The organism is Streptomyces sp. ISL-100, assembly GCF_018614615.1.
Lineage (GTDB): Bacteria > Actinomycetota > Actinomycetes > Streptomycetales > Streptomycetaceae > Streptomyces.
The window spans coordinates 1-16,979 of sequence record NZ_JAGGOK010000075.1 but is presented as its reverse complement, the minus strand read 5'-3'; the positions used below and the strand labels follow the sequence as shown (position 1 = coordinate 16,979).

The following is a 16,979-nucleotide window of genomic DNA, read 5'->3' as shown; positions in this document are numbered from 1 at the left end:
GTCGTCGATGGCTTTGCGGGGCCGGGTTCCCTGCCAAGCCGTTGTCCGGCTGGTGCCGTGCGTAACAGGTCGACTTCAGCTGGTCGCCTTGATCTTCTTCATCGTGAGGTGGGATGTCAGGCGCAGGACGGCGGGCAGTCCGCTGAGTTTGCCGGTGAGGAAGGCTTCGTAGGCAGTGTGGTCGGCGACGGCGACGCGGAGGAAGTAGTCGGGGCGGCCGTACATGCGCCGGAACTCGGTGACCTCCTCGTAGGAGGCGACGGTCGTTTCGAACTCCTCGACGGTCTTGCGGTCGTTGGCGTAGATCTCGACGTCGATGAAGACTTCCAGCCCGCGGCCGAGGGCTTCGGGATTGATGACGGCGCGGTAGCCGGTGATGACGCCGGCCTCTTCCAGGCGCTTGACCCGGCGCAGGCACGGCGGCGGTGTCAGGCCGACCCGCTTGGCCAGCTCGACGTTGGTCAGCCGCCCATCCTCACGCAGATGAAACAAAATTTCTCGGTCTAGCGAATCCACATGCAGTTCATTACCCATATGGAGATCATAGCGGCCGAATATGCAACCACATGAGGCACAAACCTTACTAAAATTGCCGCATGGAAACGAGTCCCGTCGTTGAGCGGTCCCGCCCCGCCTTGGCCCTTCCGTCGCGGAAGCAGTCGGAGGCGCGGGCTGCTTTTCACGACTGTGCGTCGGTGGGGCTGGGGATGATCCCGCTCGGTCTTGCCTTCGGGGCGCTCGCAGTGCAGTCCGGCCTGGACTGGTGGTGGGCGGGGCTGTCCGCCGCACTGATCTACGGCGGCTCGTTCGAGTTCCTCCTCATCGGGATGGTCGTCGCCGGCGCACCGCTGCTTTCCATAGCCATGGCGGCCTTCCTGGTGCAGGCCCGGCACGTCTTCTACGCCCTGTCCTTCCCCCTGGACCGTGTGCGGGGCCGGCTCGGCAAGACGTACAGCACGTTCGCGCTCACGGATGAGGCGTACGCCCTGACCGCCACCGAGCAGTCCCGCTCGTGGTCCAGCCCGCGCATCCTGTGGCTGCAGCTGTTCATGCACCTGTACTGGGCCGGCAGCGCGACCGCCGGAGCCCTCCTCGGCTCCCTCATCCCCGAGGGCGTCACCGGCCTGGACTTCGCACTGACCGCCCTGTTCACCGTCCTCGCCCTGGACGCCATCCCCGACCTGCGCGGCGACGTGCCCACTCCCGTGCTCGCCCTCCTGTCCGCCGTGGCGGCCCGGCTGATCTTCCCCGACCAGATGCTCCTGGCCGCCTTCGCCCTGTTCACCGTCGGCCTCCTGGCCCGCCACCTCACCACCGGCAGGAAGCACCGCCATGCCTGACACCGGCTACGCCATCGCCGCGATCCTCGTCACCGCCGCCGTCACCTGGGCACTGCGCGCCCTGCCCTTCGCCGCCCTTGCCCCGCTACGCGCCAGCACCACGGTGCAGTACCTCAGCACCCGCATGCCCGCCGGCGTCATGGTGATCCTGGTCGTCTACTGCTTGCACGACCTCCCGGTGACCGAGGCTCGCGCCGCGGCCCCGCTCGCCGCGCTGGCCGCCACCGTCGGCCTGCACCTGTGGCGGCGCGACGGGCTGCTGAGCATCCTCGGCGGCACCGCCGTCCACGTGGCCCTGGCCAGCACCGTCTTCGCCCACTGAGAAGGACAACTGTTGAGCACCGGCAGCTACTTCGAGCCCATCGACGAACACCGCTACAAGCCCACCGCGCACGCGAGCGGAGCGTGGGACCCCGACGAACAGCACTTCAGCCCGCTGGGCGGCCTGCTCGTGCACGCCATCGACCGCCACTTGGCCGGACGGTCGGACCACCGCCCGCTCGTGTCCCGGATCAGCTTCGACACCTCGGGCGCCTCGCCCTCGACGAGTGCGAGATCCGGGTGGAGACCCTCCGGCCCGGCCGCACCATCGAACTGATCGAAGCCGTCGCCCTCATCGCCGACCGCCCCGTCGTACGGGCGCGCGCCTGGCTCCTCGTCCCGGGCGACACCACCGCCGTCGCCGGCGGCGCCCCGGCACCGCTCACCCCTCCCGACGGGCTTGCCTCGTGGCGGCTGACCGATGTGTGGCCCGGCGGATACATCGCCTCCTTGGACGTCCGCCCACTCGCCGCCCCGCAGCAGGGTCGCACGACCGCCTGGATCACCACCGACCTCGACCTCGTCGCCGGGCGGAGCTCCAGTCCGCTCGCGTCCTACGTCGCGCTCGTTGACACCGCCAACGGCATCGCCGTACGCCAGCCGCCCACCACCTGGATGTTCCCGAACGTCGGCCTCACCATCCAGCTCCAGCGCCAACCCGAAGGCCGCTGGACCGGCCTCGACACCACCGCCACCTTCGGCCCCACCGGCCAAGGCGTCACCACAACCGTCCTGCACGACCTCACCGGCCCCATCGGCCACGCCCAGCAGATCCTCACCGTCCGCCCCCAGCCCGCCGCAGGCGGACGGTAACCCGCACCTCCGTCTCCCTGACCGCCGGCACCGTGCAGGCGATCCGTGAGCGGGTCGGCAAGCGGGGCGTGTCCGCGGACCTGGAGAAGGCCGCGCAACGGCAGATCGAGCGCGACAACCTGGACGAGCTGATCGCCGACTTCGACAAGACCAACGGCCCCGCCGATCAGGAAGCCGTGGCCGCGAGCCCCTCGCCCAGTCCGCCGCCACCCTGCTGCGCGCGGCGGGGCTGCACGGCCACAAGTACGCCATCGACGCGATGCTCTGCGCCACCGCCTTCGCCCAGCAAGGCCCTAGACGAGCGACGCACCGAGCTAAACGCCGACGTCGACGAGATGCGGCAGTTGGATGGGCTTTGTCGGGGCGTCCCACGACGGGTTCCTCCACAGCTCGGTAGAGAATGGGATTCGAACCGGTGGACTCCGCCATCAGGCCCCACACCTCGACCTAATCGACCAGGCGTTCATCGACATGGCGGCGGGGCGAGCCGACCGCGTCATGCTCACCGTGCCCCCGCGCCACGGCAAGAGTCGACGGGCCAGCCGCTGGGCACGTCCTGGTCGTAGCCGGTGCCGTTGAGGTCGGGTAGTTCGGCAAGGATCTCGGCCAGGAGGGCGGTGTCGTATCCCGCGAGGTCCGAGCTTCGGTTGTCGACGATGACGATGCGCGCGGCTGCTTCGTCGTCCACGTCGACCCATGTGGCGGCGATGTGCTCCCAGCCGAGTTCGGCGGCGGCCGCATAGGTGTGATTGCCCGCCAGGATTTCGTTCGGGCGTCCGGTGTGGGTGCCCCGGTTGACGACGATCGCCTTGTACTGGCCGTTGACGGTCAGGCTCTTGGTGATGGCGGGGACGTCACCGTCGGGGGTTCCGGTGGTACGGCTTGATGTCCTGGGTGGGGACGACAAGCGACTGAAGGTCCTCGGGGATGTTGGGGGGCGTCGCGGTCACGTGGCGGTTCCCTCTGTGTAGGCCGTTCCCCGCGTCCTACGCGACCACCTTAAAGGATCTCTCGTTACCGCCTGTCCGGTCAGCATCATGCGACTTCAATTTGTGCAACGAGACTTCATGCTTGGAATCTTGGCTCTACCCTGCTGCACAAGGGGGTTGGCATGCTTGATGAGCTATTGCTAGCTACTGCGGCAGCCGGTGGGACAGCCGTGGTACAAGCTGCGGGAACGGACGTTTGGCTTACCCTGCAGCGGCATGTGGCCGGGTGGTTCGGCCGTGGGAATCCTGAACGTGAGACTGGAGCGATACGCAGGCTCCAAGATACTGCTGACCAGATCGCCGATGCTGAGCCGCAGGCCGTTGAATCCGTACGCGCCCGACATGAAGGATTCTGGCAAGGCCAGTTCGAGGGGCACCTGATGGACCTGCCCCCCGATGCTCGCGAGGAGGCTGTCGCCGGCCTGGACCACTTGGTGGAATTGCTTCGTCGAACCGAGGCAGCCGAGTCCCAGCAAGTCACCGTGAAGGTGAACGGCGGTTCTGGCACGAACAACACCGCTATTGGCGTCGGAATTAACAACGGGCACGTTGGGAACGTGTACAGTCAGCCGGCCTCCTCTCGCACCGAGAAGGCTGCCGAGCTGGTTGGCCATGTCAGGGACTTCACCGCGTTGCTCGGTCCCGACCATCGCAATGTACTCATCGGTCGCGCCAACCATGCCAACGCGGTCGGGGAATCGGGAAATCCTTCCGAGGCTGCAAGACTGTACGGTGACGTGGTGGACCACTGGTCCAGGTTGTCCAGCCCCGCTGATCCCGAAGTGCTCATGATTCGCTACCAGCATGCGAAGTGGGTTGGGGAGGCGGGCCGGGCAGGGGAAAGCGTTCGACTGTACGACGACTTGATCCCTCAACTGGCCGAAGCGCACGGCACAAACGGCCGCTACGTACTTCAAGCTCGCAGATGGCAGGCGATACTTGTGGCCGAGGCGGGGGACGCAGAGCGGGCTGTGCGTCTCTATAACGAGTTGATCGCTCACCAGACCGACCTGTTCGGCGAAGACGACGTCGACACGCTCGAAGCACGATGCTATTTGGCGCAGTGCGTCGGTGCTGCTGGAGATGCGGCGAGGGCCGCACAAATGCACGATGCGCTGTGCAGCGATCTACGCCGCGTGTTGGGGCCAGAGCACGCTTCACTCGTGGTCGCTGAACGTTGGTACCATTTCTGGCACACATACCAGGAAGGCACTCCGCTGGGGTGGCGGGTATTTCACCCGCTTTCCTTCTACAGCCCTTCGTGGCGTGAATGATAAACGTCCGACGGCGGCAAAGGGGCGCCCGCGGCAGCCGGTATTCACGTCACCCCGGAACTCTCTGGATGCTCGGATACCCGTTCGCCGTCGCCCTCATGGGCGTTGTCTGTCTTGCTTTGTACCTCGTCTTCAAGCGTCGCGACTGGCTGTAAGGCCGCACAGGCCGATCGGCCGGCACCGGTCGGCGGCTCAGCCGGCCCTCAGGGCCGCAAAGAAGTCCAGTCTGGTCTCGAGCCGGGCCAGGTCCCGGCCGGTGAGCTGCTCGATGCGGGCGATGCGGTGGCGCAACGAGTTGACGTGCAGGTGGAGTTGGGCGGCGCATTTGGTCCAGGACGCGTCGCACTCGAGGAACCTCTCCAGTGTGGGCAGCAGGTCGGTTTGGTGGCGGCTGTCGTGATCGCGCAGGGGGCCGAGTAGACGGGCGGCGAAGGCTTGCCGGGTCTCGGCCGGGATGAGGGGCAGCAGCGACAGAATGTGCGAGGTGAGGTCGTCGGGGCCGCGCACGGTCACTCGCTGCGGGCCGCCATCGGCGACCCGCAGCGCGGTGCGGGCCTCGTCGAGCGCCCGGCGCGCGTTCCCGGGTGCGGCCACCGGCGAGCTGACGCCGATGGAGATGTTGCCTCTCGGGCCGAGCCAGCGCGCGAGCGCCGCGGCGAGTCTCCGCTGGAGGGCAGCGCAGTCGAGCACCGGTTCGGGGAGCGCGTCCGTCGGCTCGGGCACCAGTACGAAGAGCACGGCCTGTTCGTTGTCGACGGTGGCGGCGATGTCCTGCGGCAATACCGGCACCGGGCCGTCCTGTTGGATCAGGGCCTCCTCCAGGAGTACGCGCAGGGCCGAGGCAGGGATGGGTCGGGTTCCGTGCCACCCTCCCCTGGCAACCACGAACTGGCAGCGCTGCCAGGTGTCCTTCTGGCTGACGACAGCCTGCGCGGTGCGGCTCAGCCGGGCGGGAATCTCGTCGGGTGGGACGCGGCTGTACAGCAGGTCCAGGAGTTGACGGGCCAGGTCGTTCAGCGCCACCTTCGCCTGGTCGTGTGCGGATCGCGCGTCAGCGGCCAGTTCGACGAGCCGGTCGAGGAGTTCCACATCTGTCACAGGCCAGGTTGACGTGTCGGCCTCCACGACCAGCAGCCAGTCACCCAACTCGGCGGCGTGCTCCGTCGCGGTCGACGGTGTCGACGGCCCGGCGGCGTCGCGTACCGGCACGAGAGAGTAGAGCCGATCCCCGATCGTGACCCGATGGGGAGCCGCCTCGCGCGAGCGGCGCACGGCGAGATACCTCCCGGCCAGTGCCACCGCCGTCTTGGCATGCAGGGGAGGGCGCGGCCCGGCGATCTGACGTCCGGTCGCGGACAGGACGCACACGTCGAGGCCGACGCTGTGCCGCAGGAGCTCCAGTACGGAGTCCAGGGCACTCCGGTCGGTGAGGAGCCGTCGGTGGCGTTCGACCACGGCGGCGAGGTCGCCGTCGTGGCGGCCGGGCAGACGGCGCAGGACGTGTTCGGTGACCGTGCTGAACGATGTCTCCGGTTTCACGGCAACGAGTGGGAGGCCGTGGCGTCGGCAGGCACGTACGAGGTCGTCCGGGACGAGTCTGTGTTCGACTTCGCCGGCGGCGAGGACCGTGACCCCCGCCTGGTCGAGGACGCGCACGAAAGACTCGGCGTCTCCGTCCTGTCGCCACCAGGCAAGCCCGGTGAGGACGAGTTCGCCGCCGGTGAGGAAGCGACCGGGGTCGACCAGGTCGGTGGTCAGAACGGCGCCCAAGGCTCGGTCGAGAGCGCTGTCGTCGGCGTCCTGACCCACGAGCAGCACAAGCCCCAGCTCGTCTATGTCCAAGAGTTCACGCAACCGCATGATCGCCACTTTCTCACGCGCCCTCGAAAGCTTCACTTTCTTTGCGTAACGCGGATCGACTCAGCTCACAGGCGCTAGGCAGTGGGAAAGCACCGTGGTCCACAGCCGACGGAGATGCCGGTTTCGGGGGATCGGTGACTGCCTCGTCCGCTTGATCGCCCGGTCTACTTCAAGGCGTCCAAAACGAACCCCCCGGACGAACAACTCACCACGAACGACCCGATACGAAGAAGAGAGCCGCTCATGGATTTCCTTCGCCCCGCCAGCTGGGAGGAGGCACTCGCCGCCAAGGCCGAGTACCCCACAGCTGTGCCGATCGCGGGCGGCACCGATGTGATGGTCGAGATCAACTTCGATCACCGTCGCCCCCAGTACCTCCTGGACCTGAGCCGCGTCACCGAGCTCCAGGAGTGGCACGTCGGCCAACAAACCATCCAGCTCGGCGCGTCCATGCCGTACACCAGGATCACGGAGGAGCTGCGGGCCGAGCTCCCGGGGCTCGCGCTCGCCTCGCACACCGTCGCCTCGCCGCAGATCCGCAACCGCGGCAGCGTCGGCGGAAACCTCGGCACCGCCTCGCCGGCCGGTGACGCGCACCCCGCGCTGCTCGCCGCCGACTGCGAGGTCGAGGCCGCCTCGCACGCCCGCGGCAGCCGCCTGATCCCGATCGACGCGTTCTACACCGGCGTCAAGCGCAACGCCCTCGCCGCCGACGAGCTGATCAAGGCCGTCCACATCAAGAAGGCGGACGGGCCCCAGCAGTACTCCAAGGTGGGCACGCGGAACGCCATGGTGATCGCTGTGTGCGCCTTCGGCATCGCGCTGCATCCCGAGACCCGCACCGTGCGTACCGGCATCGGCTCCGCTGCCCCGACCCCGATCCGGGCGGAGGCCGCCGAGGAGTTTCTGGGCGCCGCGCTCGAAGAGGGCGGGTTCTGGGACAACGGCAAGGTCATCACCCCGTCGATCGCCAAGCAGTTCGCGGTGCTCTGCGCCGGCGCGGCCAACCCGATCGACGACGTCCGCGGCACCGCGAGCTACCGCCGCCGCGCCGTGGGCGTCATGGCCCGCCGCCAGCTCGTCTGGACCTGGGAGCAGTACCGCGGCTCCGGCAACGGCCGCTCGCTTGAAGGGGCTGCGTGACCATGCGCGTCAATTTCACGGTCAACGGCCGTCGGCAGGAAGCCGACGACGTCTGGGAGGGCGAGTCCCTTCTCTACGTCCTGCGGGAACGCCTGGGCCTGCCCGGCTCGAAGAACGCCTGTGAGCAGGGCGAGTGCGGCTCCTGCACCGTGCGTCTCGACGGCGTCCCGGTGTGTTCGTGTCTGGTCGCCGCCGGGCAGGTCGAGGGCCGCGAAGTCGTGACGGTCGAGGGCCTCGCCGACTACGCCGAGCAGCGTGCCGCGTACGGGGGTCGCGGCACCGACGACGGCGAGGTCACCTCCCTGCAGGACGCACGGCAGTGGTCCGCCAAGGGCACCGGCTCGCAGGCCGGCGAGGGCGCCGAACTCTCCCCGGTCCAGCAGGCGTTCATCGATGCCGGCGCCGTCCAGTGCGGCTTCTGCACCCCGGGTCTCCTGGTCGCCGCCGACGAACTCCTTGAGCACAAAAGCGAGCCGTCCGACGCGGACATCCGCGAGGCGCTCTCCGGCAACCTCTGCCGCTGCACGGGTTACGAAAAGATCCTGGACGCGGTCCGTCTGGCCGCGGCCCGCCAGGAACGTCAAGGGCTCCAGAAAGGCGCGGTCTGATCATGGCTGGTTCCACCACCGGTATCCCCACCGAGGTCACCCAGGGCTCCCGGACCAAGGGCGGCATCGGCGAGTCCACCCTCCGCCCCGACGGCACCCTGAAGGTCACCGGCGAGTTCGCCTACTCCTCGGACATGTGGCACGAGGACATGCTGTGGGGCCAGATTCTCCGCTCCACGGTCGCGCACGCCGAGATCGTGTCCATCGACACCTCCGAGGCTCTGGCCTTGTCGGGCGTCTACGCGGTGATGACGTACGACGACCTGCCGGCCGAGATGAAGTACTACGGCATGGAGTTCCAGGACACCCCGGTCCTGGCCCACGGCAAGGTCCGTCACCACGGTGAGCCGGTCGCCCTGGTGGCCGCCGACCACCCGGAGACCGCGCGCCGCGCCGCCGCGAAGATCAAGATCGAGTACAAGGAGCTGCCCCTCATCACCGATGAGGCCTCGGCGCTCGCCCCGGACGCGATCCTGGTCCACGAGAACCGGGACGACCACCACGCCGGTCACGTCCCGCACCCGAACATCGTGCACCGCCAGCCGATCGTCCGCGGCAACGCCAACGAGGCCGCCAAGCGCGCCGACGTCATCGTCAAGGGCGAGTACACCTTCGGCATGCAGGACCAGGCCTTCCTCGGCCCGGAGTCCGGCCTCGCCGTGCCCGCCGAGGACGGCGGCGTCGACCTGTACTGCGCCACCCAGTGGCTGCACTCGGACCTCAAGCAGATCGCCCCGGTCCTCGGCCTGCCCGAGGAGAAGGTGCGCATGACGATGGCCGGCGTCGGCGGCGCGTTCGGTGGCCGCGAGGACATCTCGATGCAGATCCACGCCTGCCTGCTCGTGCTGCGCACGGGCAAGCCGGTGAAAATCGTCTACAACCGTTTCGAGTCCTTCTTCGGGCACGTCCACCGGCACCCGGCGAAGCTCTACTACGAGCACGGCGCCACCAAGGACGGCAAGCTCACGCACATGAAGTGCAAGATCGTGCTCGACGGCGGCGCCTACGCGTCGTCGACGGCCTCGGTCGTCGGCAACGCCGCGTCCCTCTCGGTCGGTCCGTACGTCATCGACGACGTCGACATCGAGGCGATCGGCCTCTACACCAACAACCCGCCCTGTGGCGCCATGCGCGGCTTCGGCGCGGTCCAGGCGTGCTTCGCGTACGAGGCCCAAATGGACAAGCTTGCCGCCAAGTTGGGCATGGATCCGGTCGAGCTCCGCCAGCTCAACGCCATGGAGCAGGGCACGATCATGCCGACCGGGCAGCCGGTCGACTCGCCCGCCCCGGTCGCCGAACTGCTTCGCCGCGTCAAGGCCCGCCCGATGCCGCCGGAGCGCCAGTGGGAGACCACCGACGGCGCCGACGTCCGCGCGCTGCCGGGTGGTCTGTCCAACACCACGCACGGCGAGGGCGTCATACGGGGTGTCGGCTACGCGGTCGGCATCAAGAACGTCGGCTTCTCCGAGGGCTTCGACGACTACTCCACCGCCAAGGTGCGCATCGAGGTCATCAACGGCGAGCCGGTCGTGATGGTCCACACGGCCATGGCGGAGGTCGGCCAGGGCGGTGTCACCATCCACGCGCAGATCGCGCGTACCGAGCTGGGTGTCACGCAGGTCACCATCCACCCGGCCGACACCCAGGTGGGCTCGGCCGGTTCGACCTCCGCGGGCCGCCAGACGTACATGACCGGCGGCGCCATCAAGAACTCCTGCGAACTCGTCCGCGAGAAGGTCCTGGAGATGGGCCGGCGCAAGTTCGGCTCGTACCACCCGGCGTGGGCCACGGCCGAGCTTCTCCTCGAGGGCGGCAAGGTCGTCACCGACGGCGGCGAGGTCCTCTCCACCCTCGTGGACGTCCTGGAGGACGAGGTCGTGGAGGTCGAGGAGGAGTGGCGGCACCGCCCCACCGAGCCCTTTGACCTGCGCACCGGACAGGGCAACGGCCACGTCCAGTACTCCTTCGCCGCGCACCGCGCGGTGGTGGAGGTCGACACCGAGCTCGGCCTGGTGAAGGTCATCGAGCTGGCCTGCGCGCAGGACGTCGGCAAGGCGCTCAACCCGCTGTCCGTCGTCGGCCAGATCCAGGGTGGAACCACCCAGGGCCTGGGCGTCGCGGTCATGGAGGAGATCATCGTCGACCCGAAGACCGCGAAGGTGCGCAACCCCTCCTTCACGGACTACCTGATCCCCACCATCCTCGACACCCCGACCATCCCGGTCGACTACCTCGAGCTGGCGGACCGGAACGCGCCGTACGGAGTGCGCGGCATCGGTGAGGCTCCGACCCTGTCGTCCACTCCGGCCGTCCTCGCGGCGATCCGGAACGCGACCGGCCTGGAGCTCAACAGGACGCCGGTCCGCCCCGAGCACCTCACCGGGGTCTGACCGACACCTTTCTCCAGTCCGTGTTCCGGGCGGCGCGCGTCGGTACACCGCGCCGCCGCCCGGAATCACCCACCACGTGCCAAGGCCCTGGCAGGGCGATGAGTGGCAACGGTGGTCAGGAGCTTATGGGCGAGTGGCCGGGTGTCGTGTGGACGCGGGCGAAGGACAGGGAAATGTCGAAGCACCGCTCGACCTCCTCGTCGGGCAGGCCGGCCCACGCGTGGTCGGCGCCGGGCACCGGCTGGAAGTCCACGTCCGCGCCCGCGTCGCGCAGGGCGGCGGCGAGCTCTTCGCCCTGGGCGAGTGGGATCGCGGCGTCCTCGGTGCCGTGGAGGATGAGGAAGGGCGGCGCGTCGGCGGTCACATGAGCGACCGGGCTGGCCGCGCGGGCGCGGTCGGGCGCGTCGGCTATCGCCGCTCCGATGAGCAACGCTTCGGGGGTGCGCGGGTCGGCGGGGTCGTACGCGCCGGGCGGGGCCTGGGCGGGCAGGGTGGTCAGATTGGTGGGCCCGTACCAGGCGACGCAACCGCTGACCGGGGCGGTGAGCGCGAGCAGGGCAGCGAGGTGGGCGCCCGCGGATTCACCCCAGGTCACGATGCGGCGGGTGTCCAGCCCGAGTTCAGCGGCGCGGGCGTTCAGCCAGGCCAGGCCGGCGGTGACGTCGTCGAGCTGGGCGGGGTAGAGGGCCTCGCCGCTGAGCCGGTAGTCGAGGCTGGCGACGGCGAACCCTGCCTGTGCCAGCCTGGCGAAGGGACCGGGCCGCCAGCCGCGCATGCGCGGCCCCATGTCCGTCCGCGTACCGGTACGCCAGGCGCCGCCGTGAATGCAGACGATGACCGGCAGTCGGCCCGGCGGTTGTTCGGGCAGCCACAGGTCGAGCTCCAGGGGCCGGGTGTTGCCGGGGGTGGAGTAGACGGCACCGCGCAGCAGCCGGACGTCGGGGGCGGGGTGCGCGGCGGGCGGCAGTGGCAGCCGGTCCGGGGCGGGCGGGGTGAGCAGGTCGACGAGCTCAGGTGACAGAGGCACAGGTCTCTCCAGGACAGGACCGGAGCTGGGGGCGACGGCCGATGCTGACGGTAAATCAGTTACGGGTGTGCCACTGGTGGTTCGGCAGGTAACGGACATCGAAGTTCTCCTCCGCGGCGCGGAACTCGTCCGGGCCGGGGATGCGCGGCTGGTGCGGCAGTCCGATCTCCTCGGTGGGGTCGCCGAGGCTTTCGAAGAACCGCTCGAATGTGCTGCTGGGGCCGGCGGCCACGCCGACGATCCGGCTGTGGTGGCGCTCGATGCGGTAGGAGTGCGGGCAGTTCTTCGGTACGAAGCCGAAGTCGCCGCTGGTGAGCAGCTTTTCCTGCTGTTGGCCCTGGAGGTCCTCGACGAAGAGACGCACCGCGCCGTCGGTGACGTAGAAGACCTCGTAGGTGTCCGCGTGGAGGTGGGCGGGGATCAGGTCGCCCTTTACTCCGTCGCAGGTGAAGAAGTTGAAGGTGTTCTCGGTCTGTTCGCCGCCGCAGTAGAGGGTGAACAGGTCGGTGATCAGGTGGGCGCGGTCGCCCATGCCCTTTTCTATGAAGTAGGGCTTGCCCGGCTCGGCGGGGATGTGGGAGCGCGATCGGTAGCGGGTGGCGAACTCCATGGTCATGAACACAGCCTCCAGGAGGAGCAGGGAGCCGGAACACTACCGTCAGGCTGCCTGACATTCAAGGTCTGGGTATCCGCGCTCAGCTTCCACCGCTGCCTATCGCCGCTACCCGGCCAGGGCCGGCGGGCCTGAAGTCAGGGCGCTTCCACCACGGGTGCTTCCACCAGAGGCGGCTCCCCCCAGGGCGCAGTCAGCGCCTCACGCAGCGCGGTGGTGGCGGCAGTGCCGATGCGCTCGGCGAGGACGCCTTCGATGACGGCGATCGTGGCCAGGGCACGCTGATGGGCGCGGGCACCTTCAGCGGTGACACGGACCAGACTGCTGCGAGCGGAGGCGGGGTCGGGCGCCTGTTCCAGCAGCCCCATGCCGATCAGGCTATGGACGGCCTGGTGTGCGGTCTGCCGGGTGACACCGATCCTGCGAGCGAGCTCGGAGATCGAGGTGCCCTCGTCGTCGAGAGTGGCGAATACGGCGGCCTGGGCGGCGGTCACCGGTCGCTCACCTGCCGCCTGCATGCCGGCGAGCAACGCGTCCTCGAACCAGCGCTTGGCCTGGACGAGCAGCTGAGGCAGGTTCTGTGCGGGCTCGCTCATGGCTCCTCTGAAAGCGCGGGGATCTTGAGCATAGCCACCGCCCGGCGCGTGGTCACGATCGGCGTCGTCCAACCTGATCGCAGCCGGCCTCTCCAAGCACTTCGCCGCCCGCTCGGCAACGCTCAAATCCCCCCCAGGCGCGGGCGACGTACCTCTGGCCCAAGATCGGCGCGTCGGTGAGCAGGCCCAGTCGACGGTTCAGGCGGTCTCGCTCAACCAGTAGTAGGGCCCGAAGGCATTCAGTACGACCTACGGCGAATCGGGAACAGCAGGGGTGAAATCGCCGTGCAGCGTGGCTTCCTCGCCGCTCGATCTCGCTGCCGCCGACGCACTGTACGTATCGTCTCCCGCGTCCCGACCGCCCTCCGCATGGTTGTACTGGCCCGCGAAGACGTGCTGTCCCGAAGGGACCGTACGGCCCGGCTTGAGCGTCCAGCGGAAGACGAGGGCGCCGTTCTCCTCGCGGCTGGAGACGGTGAAGTCGTCGACCGGGAGTGAGCGCCAGCTGCCGGTGTCCGTGACGCCGCCTGTCTGGGTGACACGCAGTTCGACCGTGAGCGCATTGAGCGGTTCACGGGTCTTCAGCCTGACGTTGCTCTGCGCCCAGAAGCGATTGCTGTGCGGGTCCACCACACCCTCGCCCCGCAGGTAGGCGTCCTCCGCATGGTCCGCACCGGTCGTCGGTGGCGGGGCCGGGGTGGGGGTCGGGGGTGGCGGCGTCGCGGTCGAGTGCGTGGGTTTCGCGTCCCGGGTGGCGGAGGCCACCGCGTAACCGCCCGCCACCAGCACCCCGGCCACAGCGGCCGTCGCTCCCGTGATGCGCAGCCAGGACGCCGGCGATCCGGTGCGCCCACCCGCCGCCCCGGCCGTGGGTGGTGTCATGGCGCGCTCCACCCGCGCCAGCATCCGCGCACGGTCGGGCCGATGTGCGGCGGCCGCTTCGCGCAACTGCCTGCGGAGCTCGTCCATCAGCGCCTCTCTCCCACGAGTTCCGCGGTGGCATCGCTGTCCAGCAGCTTTTCCAGCTGCGCCACGCCCTTCGACGTCTGGCTCTTCACCGTACCGACCGAGATTCCCAGGGCCAGCGCCGTGTCCCGCTCGGAGAGGTCGAAGGCGTGGCGCAGTACCACGCAGGCTCGTTTACGGAACGGCAGTGTGCGCAGCGCCTGTTGTACGTCGACGACCGCCGGTACGTCCGGGCCGTCCGCGTGCTCGGCGCGAAGCGGCCAGACAAGAGCGACCCGGCGGCGCTCCCGTACGGCGCTGCGGATTCGGCTGCGCGCCAGATTGGCGACGACACCGCGTGCGTACGCCGCGGGGTGGTCGGCGGCCCGTACCCGGTCCCAGCGGTGCCAGAGGGCGACCAGCGCGTCGGCCGCCAGATCGTCGGCGGCGTCCGCGTCACCCGTAAGGAGGTGGGCGAGGCGGGCAAGTCCGGCGTGGTGTCGCTCGAAGAAGTCATGGAACTCCGCGGCGGCGTCCGGCGGAACTGTGCCCACGGCTGGCCTCCTCCCCTTGCCCGGCGTAGATGTCCCGCGCCATTTGTATATTGGCCTGCTTAATAGTGCGCCCGCTCCCCTGGTCCGGGAACGCGGCGTCACGTAATTTGTTCGGCGTACGACCAAAATGGTGCCGGAGAACGGCAGCCGCCGCCCTGCCTCGCCTGATCCCCGCAAGGAACCACTGTTGAGTTCACCGACGGCTTCTGGCTCATGCGCGAAGGCGTGCACGCCTCGTACGCCACCGAAGTCCGCGATCTGCATGTCAGTTCCGACCACATCACCGCGTACGCCGCCGTCAGACGCGTCGAGCACCGCGGCGCCACCCTCAACACCCCGCTCATCACCGTCGAGTTCTTCTCACCGGCCGAGGGCGTCATCGGCGTACGCGCGACCCATCACGCCGGAAAGGCCCACCACGGGCCCGAGTTCGAGCTGTCCGGCGTGGACGGCGGACCGGCTGCCACCACCCGGCGGGACGGCACGCTCACCGAGCTGACCAGCGGGCCGCTGACGCTGCGGTTCGACACGGAGCAGGACTGGGGACCGGCCTTCCTCGATGGGGAAGGGCGCAGGCTCACCGCCGTCGAGAGCAAGGGCACGGCGTTCGCGACCACCCCGGACGGCGGGCACCACATGATCGCCCAACTCGCCCTGGGGGTGGGCGAGAACATCTACGGGCTGGGTGAGCGTTTCACTCCGTATCTGCGCAATGGCCAGAGTCTGGATCTCTGGCAGGCGGACGGGGGGACGAGCAGCGAACAGGCGTACAAGAACGTCCCGTTCTATCTGTCCTCGCGCGGTTACGGCGTCTTCGTCAACCATCCGGGGAAAGTCTCCTTCGAGATCGGCTCGGAGTCGGTCGGGCAGGTGCAGTTCAGCGTCGAGGACCAGTCGCTGGAGTACTACGTCGTCGCCGGGCCCACGCCGAAGGATGTTCTTACCCGCTACACCGCTCTGACCGGCCGGCCCGCTCTGCCTCCCGCCTGGTCGTTCGGACTGTGGCTGACTACTTCCTTCTGTACGGCTTACGACGAGGAAACCGTCACGTCTTTCGTCGACGGCATGGCTGAGCGGGAGATCCCGCTGTCCGTCTTCCACTTCGACTGCTTCTGGATGCGCGAGTACCAGTGGTCGGACTTCCGGTGGGACCCGGATGTCTTCCCGGACCCGGACGGCATGCTGGCCAGGCTCAAGGAGCGGGGCCTGCGGATCAGCATGTGGATCAACCCGTACATCGCGCAGAAGTCCGCGCTCTTCGCGGAGGGGGCCGAGGCCGGCTATCTGGTGCGGCGGGCCAACGGTGACATCTGGCAGTGGGATCTGTGGCAGCCCGGCATGGCTCTGGTGGACTTCACCAATCCGGCCGCGCGCGAGTGGTACGCGGACAAGTTGCGTACCCTGCTCGACCAGGGTGTGGACTGCTTCAAGACCGACTTCGGTGAGCGCGTGCCGACGGATGTGGTGTGGCACGACGGCTCCGACCCGGAGCGGATGCACAACTACTACACGCACCTCTACAACCGGACCGTCTTCGAGCTCCTGGAGAAGGAGCGCGGCAGCGGCGAAGCAGTGCTCTTCGCGCGCTCGGCGACCGCGGGCGGGCAACAGTTCCCGGTGCACTGGGGCGGTGACTGCTTCGCCTCGTTCAACGCGATGGCGGAGTCCTTGCGCGGCGGTCTGTCGCTGAGCCTGTCCGGGTTCGGCTTCTGGAGCCATGACATCGGCGGGTTCGAGGGGACGCCCGACCCCGATGTCTTCAAGCGCTGGCTCGCTTTTGGGCTGCTGTCGTCGCACAGCAGACTGCACGGCAACGTCTCGTACCGGGTGCCGTGGGCGTTCGGCGAGGAAGCGGTGGATGTGGCGCGGCGGTTCACGCTGCTCAAGCACCGGCTGATGCCGTATCTGTACGGGGCGGCCGTCGAGGCACACCGGACGGGTGTGCCGGTGATGCGGCCGATGCTGCTGGAGTTCCCGGAGGACCCGGCGTGCCGGCCGCTGGACCGGCAGTACATGCTCGGTCCGGATCTGCTGGTCGCGCCGGTCTTCAGCGCGGACGGTGACGTTGAGTACTACGTGCCGGCCGGTACGTGGACGCATCTGCTGAGCGGTGCGGTGGTGACCGGGCCGGTGTGGCGGCGTGAGACGTACGGCTTCGACAGCCTGCCGCTGTTCGTGCGGCCCGGGGCGGTGCTGCCGCTGGGCGCGGACGACCAGCGGCCGGACGGGGAGTGGCTGGAGGGGCTGACCCTGAGGGTGTACGAGCCGTCGGCGTTGGCGGAGTGCGGGGTGACGGTGCGGGTGCCGGATCCGGTGCCGGATCGGGTGGGGGCGGATGCGGGGGTGTTTCGGGTCGTGCGCGACGGGGACTGCGTCCGGGTTACGGCGGAGGGGCCGGGGGCGGCGCGGCGGTTGCCGTTCCGGGTGGAGTGGGGGGATGTTGCCGCGGAGGGGGCGGGGGAGGTGGTGTTGAGGGTGGGGGGAGGGGTGCGGTGGCGGTGCGGTC

The 16,979-nt window shown here is 68.8% G+C and carries 15 protein-coding genes and 2 pseudogenes; 9 read left to right on the top strand and 8 right to left on the bottom strand.

The features are described from left to right. Nucleotides 1-75 precede the first annotated feature (75 nt). On the bottom strand, nucleotides 76-534 hold the full coding sequence (locus tag J7E89_RS31550; RefSeq protein ID WP_214978247.1) for an Lrp/AsnC family transcriptional regulator: 459 nt from the start codon (nucleotides 532-534) through the stop codon (nucleotides 76-78). A 62-nt stretch (nucleotides 535-596) separates the two neighbouring features. Between J7E89_RS31550 and J7E89_RS31545 the strand changes: the two genes are divergently transcribed. The 4 genes and pseudogenes from J7E89_RS31545 to J7E89_RS41310 form a co-directional block, all read left to right on the top strand. Then, nucleotides 597-1,340: an AzlC family ABC transporter permease gene (locus J7E89_RS31545; RefSeq protein ID WP_214978245.1), complete on the top strand. Its 744-nt coding sequence runs from the start codon at nucleotides 597-599 to the stop codon at nucleotides 1,338-1,340. Beyond that, nucleotides 1,333-1,662 carry a branched-chain amino acid transporter permease gene (locus J7E89_RS31540; RefSeq protein WP_214978243.1) on the top strand — a complete coding sequence of 110 codons (330 nt, stop codon included), beginning with the start codon at nucleotides 1,333-1,335 and terminating at the stop codon, nucleotides 1,660-1,662. The genes J7E89_RS31545 and J7E89_RS31540 overlap by 8 nt, the downstream gene beginning before the upstream one ends. Before the next feature lie 12 nt (nucleotides 1,663-1,674). Beyond that, nucleotides 1,675-2,474, top strand: a pseudogene (locus J7E89_RS31535) (thioesterase family protein). A 184-nt stretch (nucleotides 2,475-2,658) separates the two neighbouring features. Beyond that, a pseudogene (locus J7E89_RS41310) lies at nucleotides 2,659-2,766 on the top strand (DNA-binding protein); the annotation flags it as partial. A 210-nt stretch (nucleotides 2,767-2,976) separates the two neighbouring features. Here the strand turns inward: J7E89_RS41310 and J7E89_RS31530 are convergent. After that, nucleotides 2,977-3,381: a ParB N-terminal domain-containing protein gene (locus tag J7E89_RS31530; RefSeq protein ID WP_214978241.1), complete on the bottom strand. Its 405-nt coding sequence runs from the start codon at nucleotides 3,379-3,381 to the stop codon at nucleotides 2,977-2,979. A gap of 204 nt (nucleotides 3,382-3,585) precedes the next feature. Here J7E89_RS31530 and J7E89_RS31525 point away from each other — a divergent pair, with 204 nt between their 5' ends. Then, nucleotides 3,586-4,737 carry a hypothetical protein gene (locus J7E89_RS31525; protein WP_214978239.1) on the top strand — a complete coding sequence of 384 codons (1,152 nt, stop codon included), beginning with the start codon at nucleotides 3,586-3,588 and terminating at the stop codon, nucleotides 4,735-4,737. 192 nt (nucleotides 4,738-4,929) lie between these two features. Here J7E89_RS31525 and J7E89_RS31520 read toward each other — a convergent pair whose 3' ends face one another. Then, complete coding sequence (locus tag J7E89_RS31520; RefSeq protein ID WP_214978237.1) at nucleotides 4,930-6,597, bottom strand: PucR family transcriptional regulator; 1,668 nt, start codon at nucleotides 6,595-6,597, stop codon at nucleotides 4,930-4,932. 243 nt (nucleotides 6,598-6,840) lie between these two features. Between J7E89_RS31520 and J7E89_RS31515 the strand changes: the two genes are divergently transcribed. From J7E89_RS31515 to J7E89_RS31505, 3 genes are read left to right on the top strand one after another with little or no spacing between them, the layout of a single operon-like run. Next, nucleotides 6,841-7,740 carry a xanthine dehydrogenase family protein subunit M gene (locus J7E89_RS31515; protein WP_214978235.1) on the top strand — a complete coding sequence of 300 codons (900 nt, stop codon included), beginning with the start codon at nucleotides 6,841-6,843 and terminating at the stop codon, nucleotides 7,738-7,740. Nucleotides 7,741-7,742: 2 nt separating this feature from the next. Then, nucleotides 7,743-8,348, top strand: a complete 606-nt coding sequence (locus J7E89_RS31510; protein WP_214978233.1) for a (2Fe-2S)-binding protein — start codon at nucleotides 7,743-7,745, stop codon at nucleotides 8,346-8,348. Nucleotides 8,349-8,350: 2 nt separating this feature from the next. Further along, nucleotides 8,351-10,738 (top strand): xanthine dehydrogenase family protein molybdopterin-binding subunit, encoded by a 2,388-nt coding sequence (locus J7E89_RS31505; protein WP_214978231.1) that lies wholly within the window; start codon nucleotides 8,351-8,353, stop codon nucleotides 10,736-10,738. A 115-nt stretch (nucleotides 10,739-10,853) separates the two neighbouring features. Here the strand turns inward: J7E89_RS31505 and J7E89_RS31500 are convergent, their stop codons facing one another. The 5 genes from J7E89_RS31500 to J7E89_RS31480 form a co-directional block, all read right to left on the bottom strand. After that, entirely contained in the window at nucleotides 10,854-11,765 is a 912-nt protein-coding gene (locus tag J7E89_RS31500) for an alpha/beta hydrolase (RefSeq protein WP_308315667.1), read from the bottom strand. A gap of 55 nt (nucleotides 11,766-11,820) precedes the next feature. Beyond that, on the bottom strand, nucleotides 11,821-12,381 hold the full coding sequence (locus J7E89_RS31495) for a quercetin 2,3-dioxygenase (protein WP_214978222.1): 561 nt from the start codon (nucleotides 12,379-12,381) through the stop codon (nucleotides 11,821-11,823). Nucleotides 12,382-12,515: 134 nt separating this feature from the next. Then, nucleotides 12,516-12,974 carry a MarR family winged helix-turn-helix transcriptional regulator gene (locus tag J7E89_RS31490; RefSeq protein ID WP_214978220.1) on the bottom strand — a complete coding sequence of 153 codons (459 nt, stop codon included), beginning with the start codon at nucleotides 12,972-12,974 and terminating at the stop codon, nucleotides 12,516-12,518. A 249-nt stretch (nucleotides 12,975-13,223) separates the two neighbouring features. Beyond that, on the bottom strand, nucleotides 13,224-13,943 hold the full coding sequence (locus tag J7E89_RS31485) for a hypothetical protein (protein ID WP_214978218.1): 720 nt from the start codon (nucleotides 13,941-13,943) through the stop codon (nucleotides 13,224-13,226). Continuing rightward, the gene (locus J7E89_RS31480; RefSeq protein WP_214978216.1) at nucleotides 13,943-14,473 is read right to left on the bottom strand and encodes a SigE family RNA polymerase sigma factor; all 531 of its coding nucleotides are present in this window, start codon (nucleotides 14,471-14,473) and stop codon (nucleotides 13,943-13,945) included. The genes J7E89_RS31485 and J7E89_RS31480 overlap by 1 nt, the downstream gene beginning before the upstream one ends. A gap of 213 nt (nucleotides 14,474-14,686) precedes the next feature. On the opposite strand from J7E89_RS31480, the gene yicI reads away from it, so the two are divergent. Beyond that, nucleotides 14,687-16,979: alpha-xylosidase (gene yicI / locus J7E89_RS31475; RefSeq protein WP_214978214.1), on the top strand; the 2,293-nt coding region annotated here is incomplete at its 3' end.

Coding starts and splice junctions, on each gene's coding strand:
- J7E89_RS31550 (WP_214978247.1), bottom strand. CDS start 534: ATGGGTAATGAACTGCATGTGGATTCGCTAGACCGAGAAATTTTGTTT.
- J7E89_RS31545 (WP_214978245.1), top strand. CDS start 597: ATGGAAACGAGTCCCGTCGTTGAGCGGTCCCGCCCCGCCTTGGCCCTT.
- J7E89_RS31540 (WP_214978243.1), top strand. CDS start 1,333: ATGCCTGACACCGGCTACGCCATCGCCGCGATCCTCGTCACCGCCGCC.
- J7E89_RS31525 (WP_214978239.1), top strand. CDS start 3,586: ATGCTTGATGAGCTATTGCTAGCTACTGCGGCAGCCGGTGGGACAGCC.
- J7E89_RS31520 (WP_214978237.1), bottom strand. CDS start 6,597: ATGCGGTTGCGTGAACTCTTGGACATAGACGAGCTGGGGCTTGTGCTG.
- J7E89_RS31515 (WP_214978235.1), top strand. CDS start 6,841: ATGGATTTCCTTCGCCCCGCCAGCTGGGAGGAGGCACTCGCCGCCAAG.
- J7E89_RS31510 (WP_214978233.1), top strand. CDS start 7,743: ATGCGCGTCAATTTCACGGTCAACGGCCGTCGGCAGGAAGCCGACGAC.
- J7E89_RS31505 (WP_214978231.1), top strand. CDS start 8,351: ATGGCTGGTTCCACCACCGGTATCCCCACCGAGGTCACCCAGGGCTCC.
- J7E89_RS31495 (WP_214978222.1), bottom strand. CDS start 12,381: ATGACCATGGAGTTCGCCACCCGCTACCGATCGCGCTCCCACATCCCC.
- J7E89_RS31490 (WP_214978220.1), bottom strand. CDS start 12,974: ATGAGCGAGCCCGCACAGAACCTGCCTCAGCTGCTCGTCCAGGCCAAG.
- J7E89_RS31485 (WP_214978218.1), bottom strand. CDS start 13,943: ATGGACGAGCTCCGCAGGCAGTTGCGCGAAGCGGCCGCCGCACATCGG.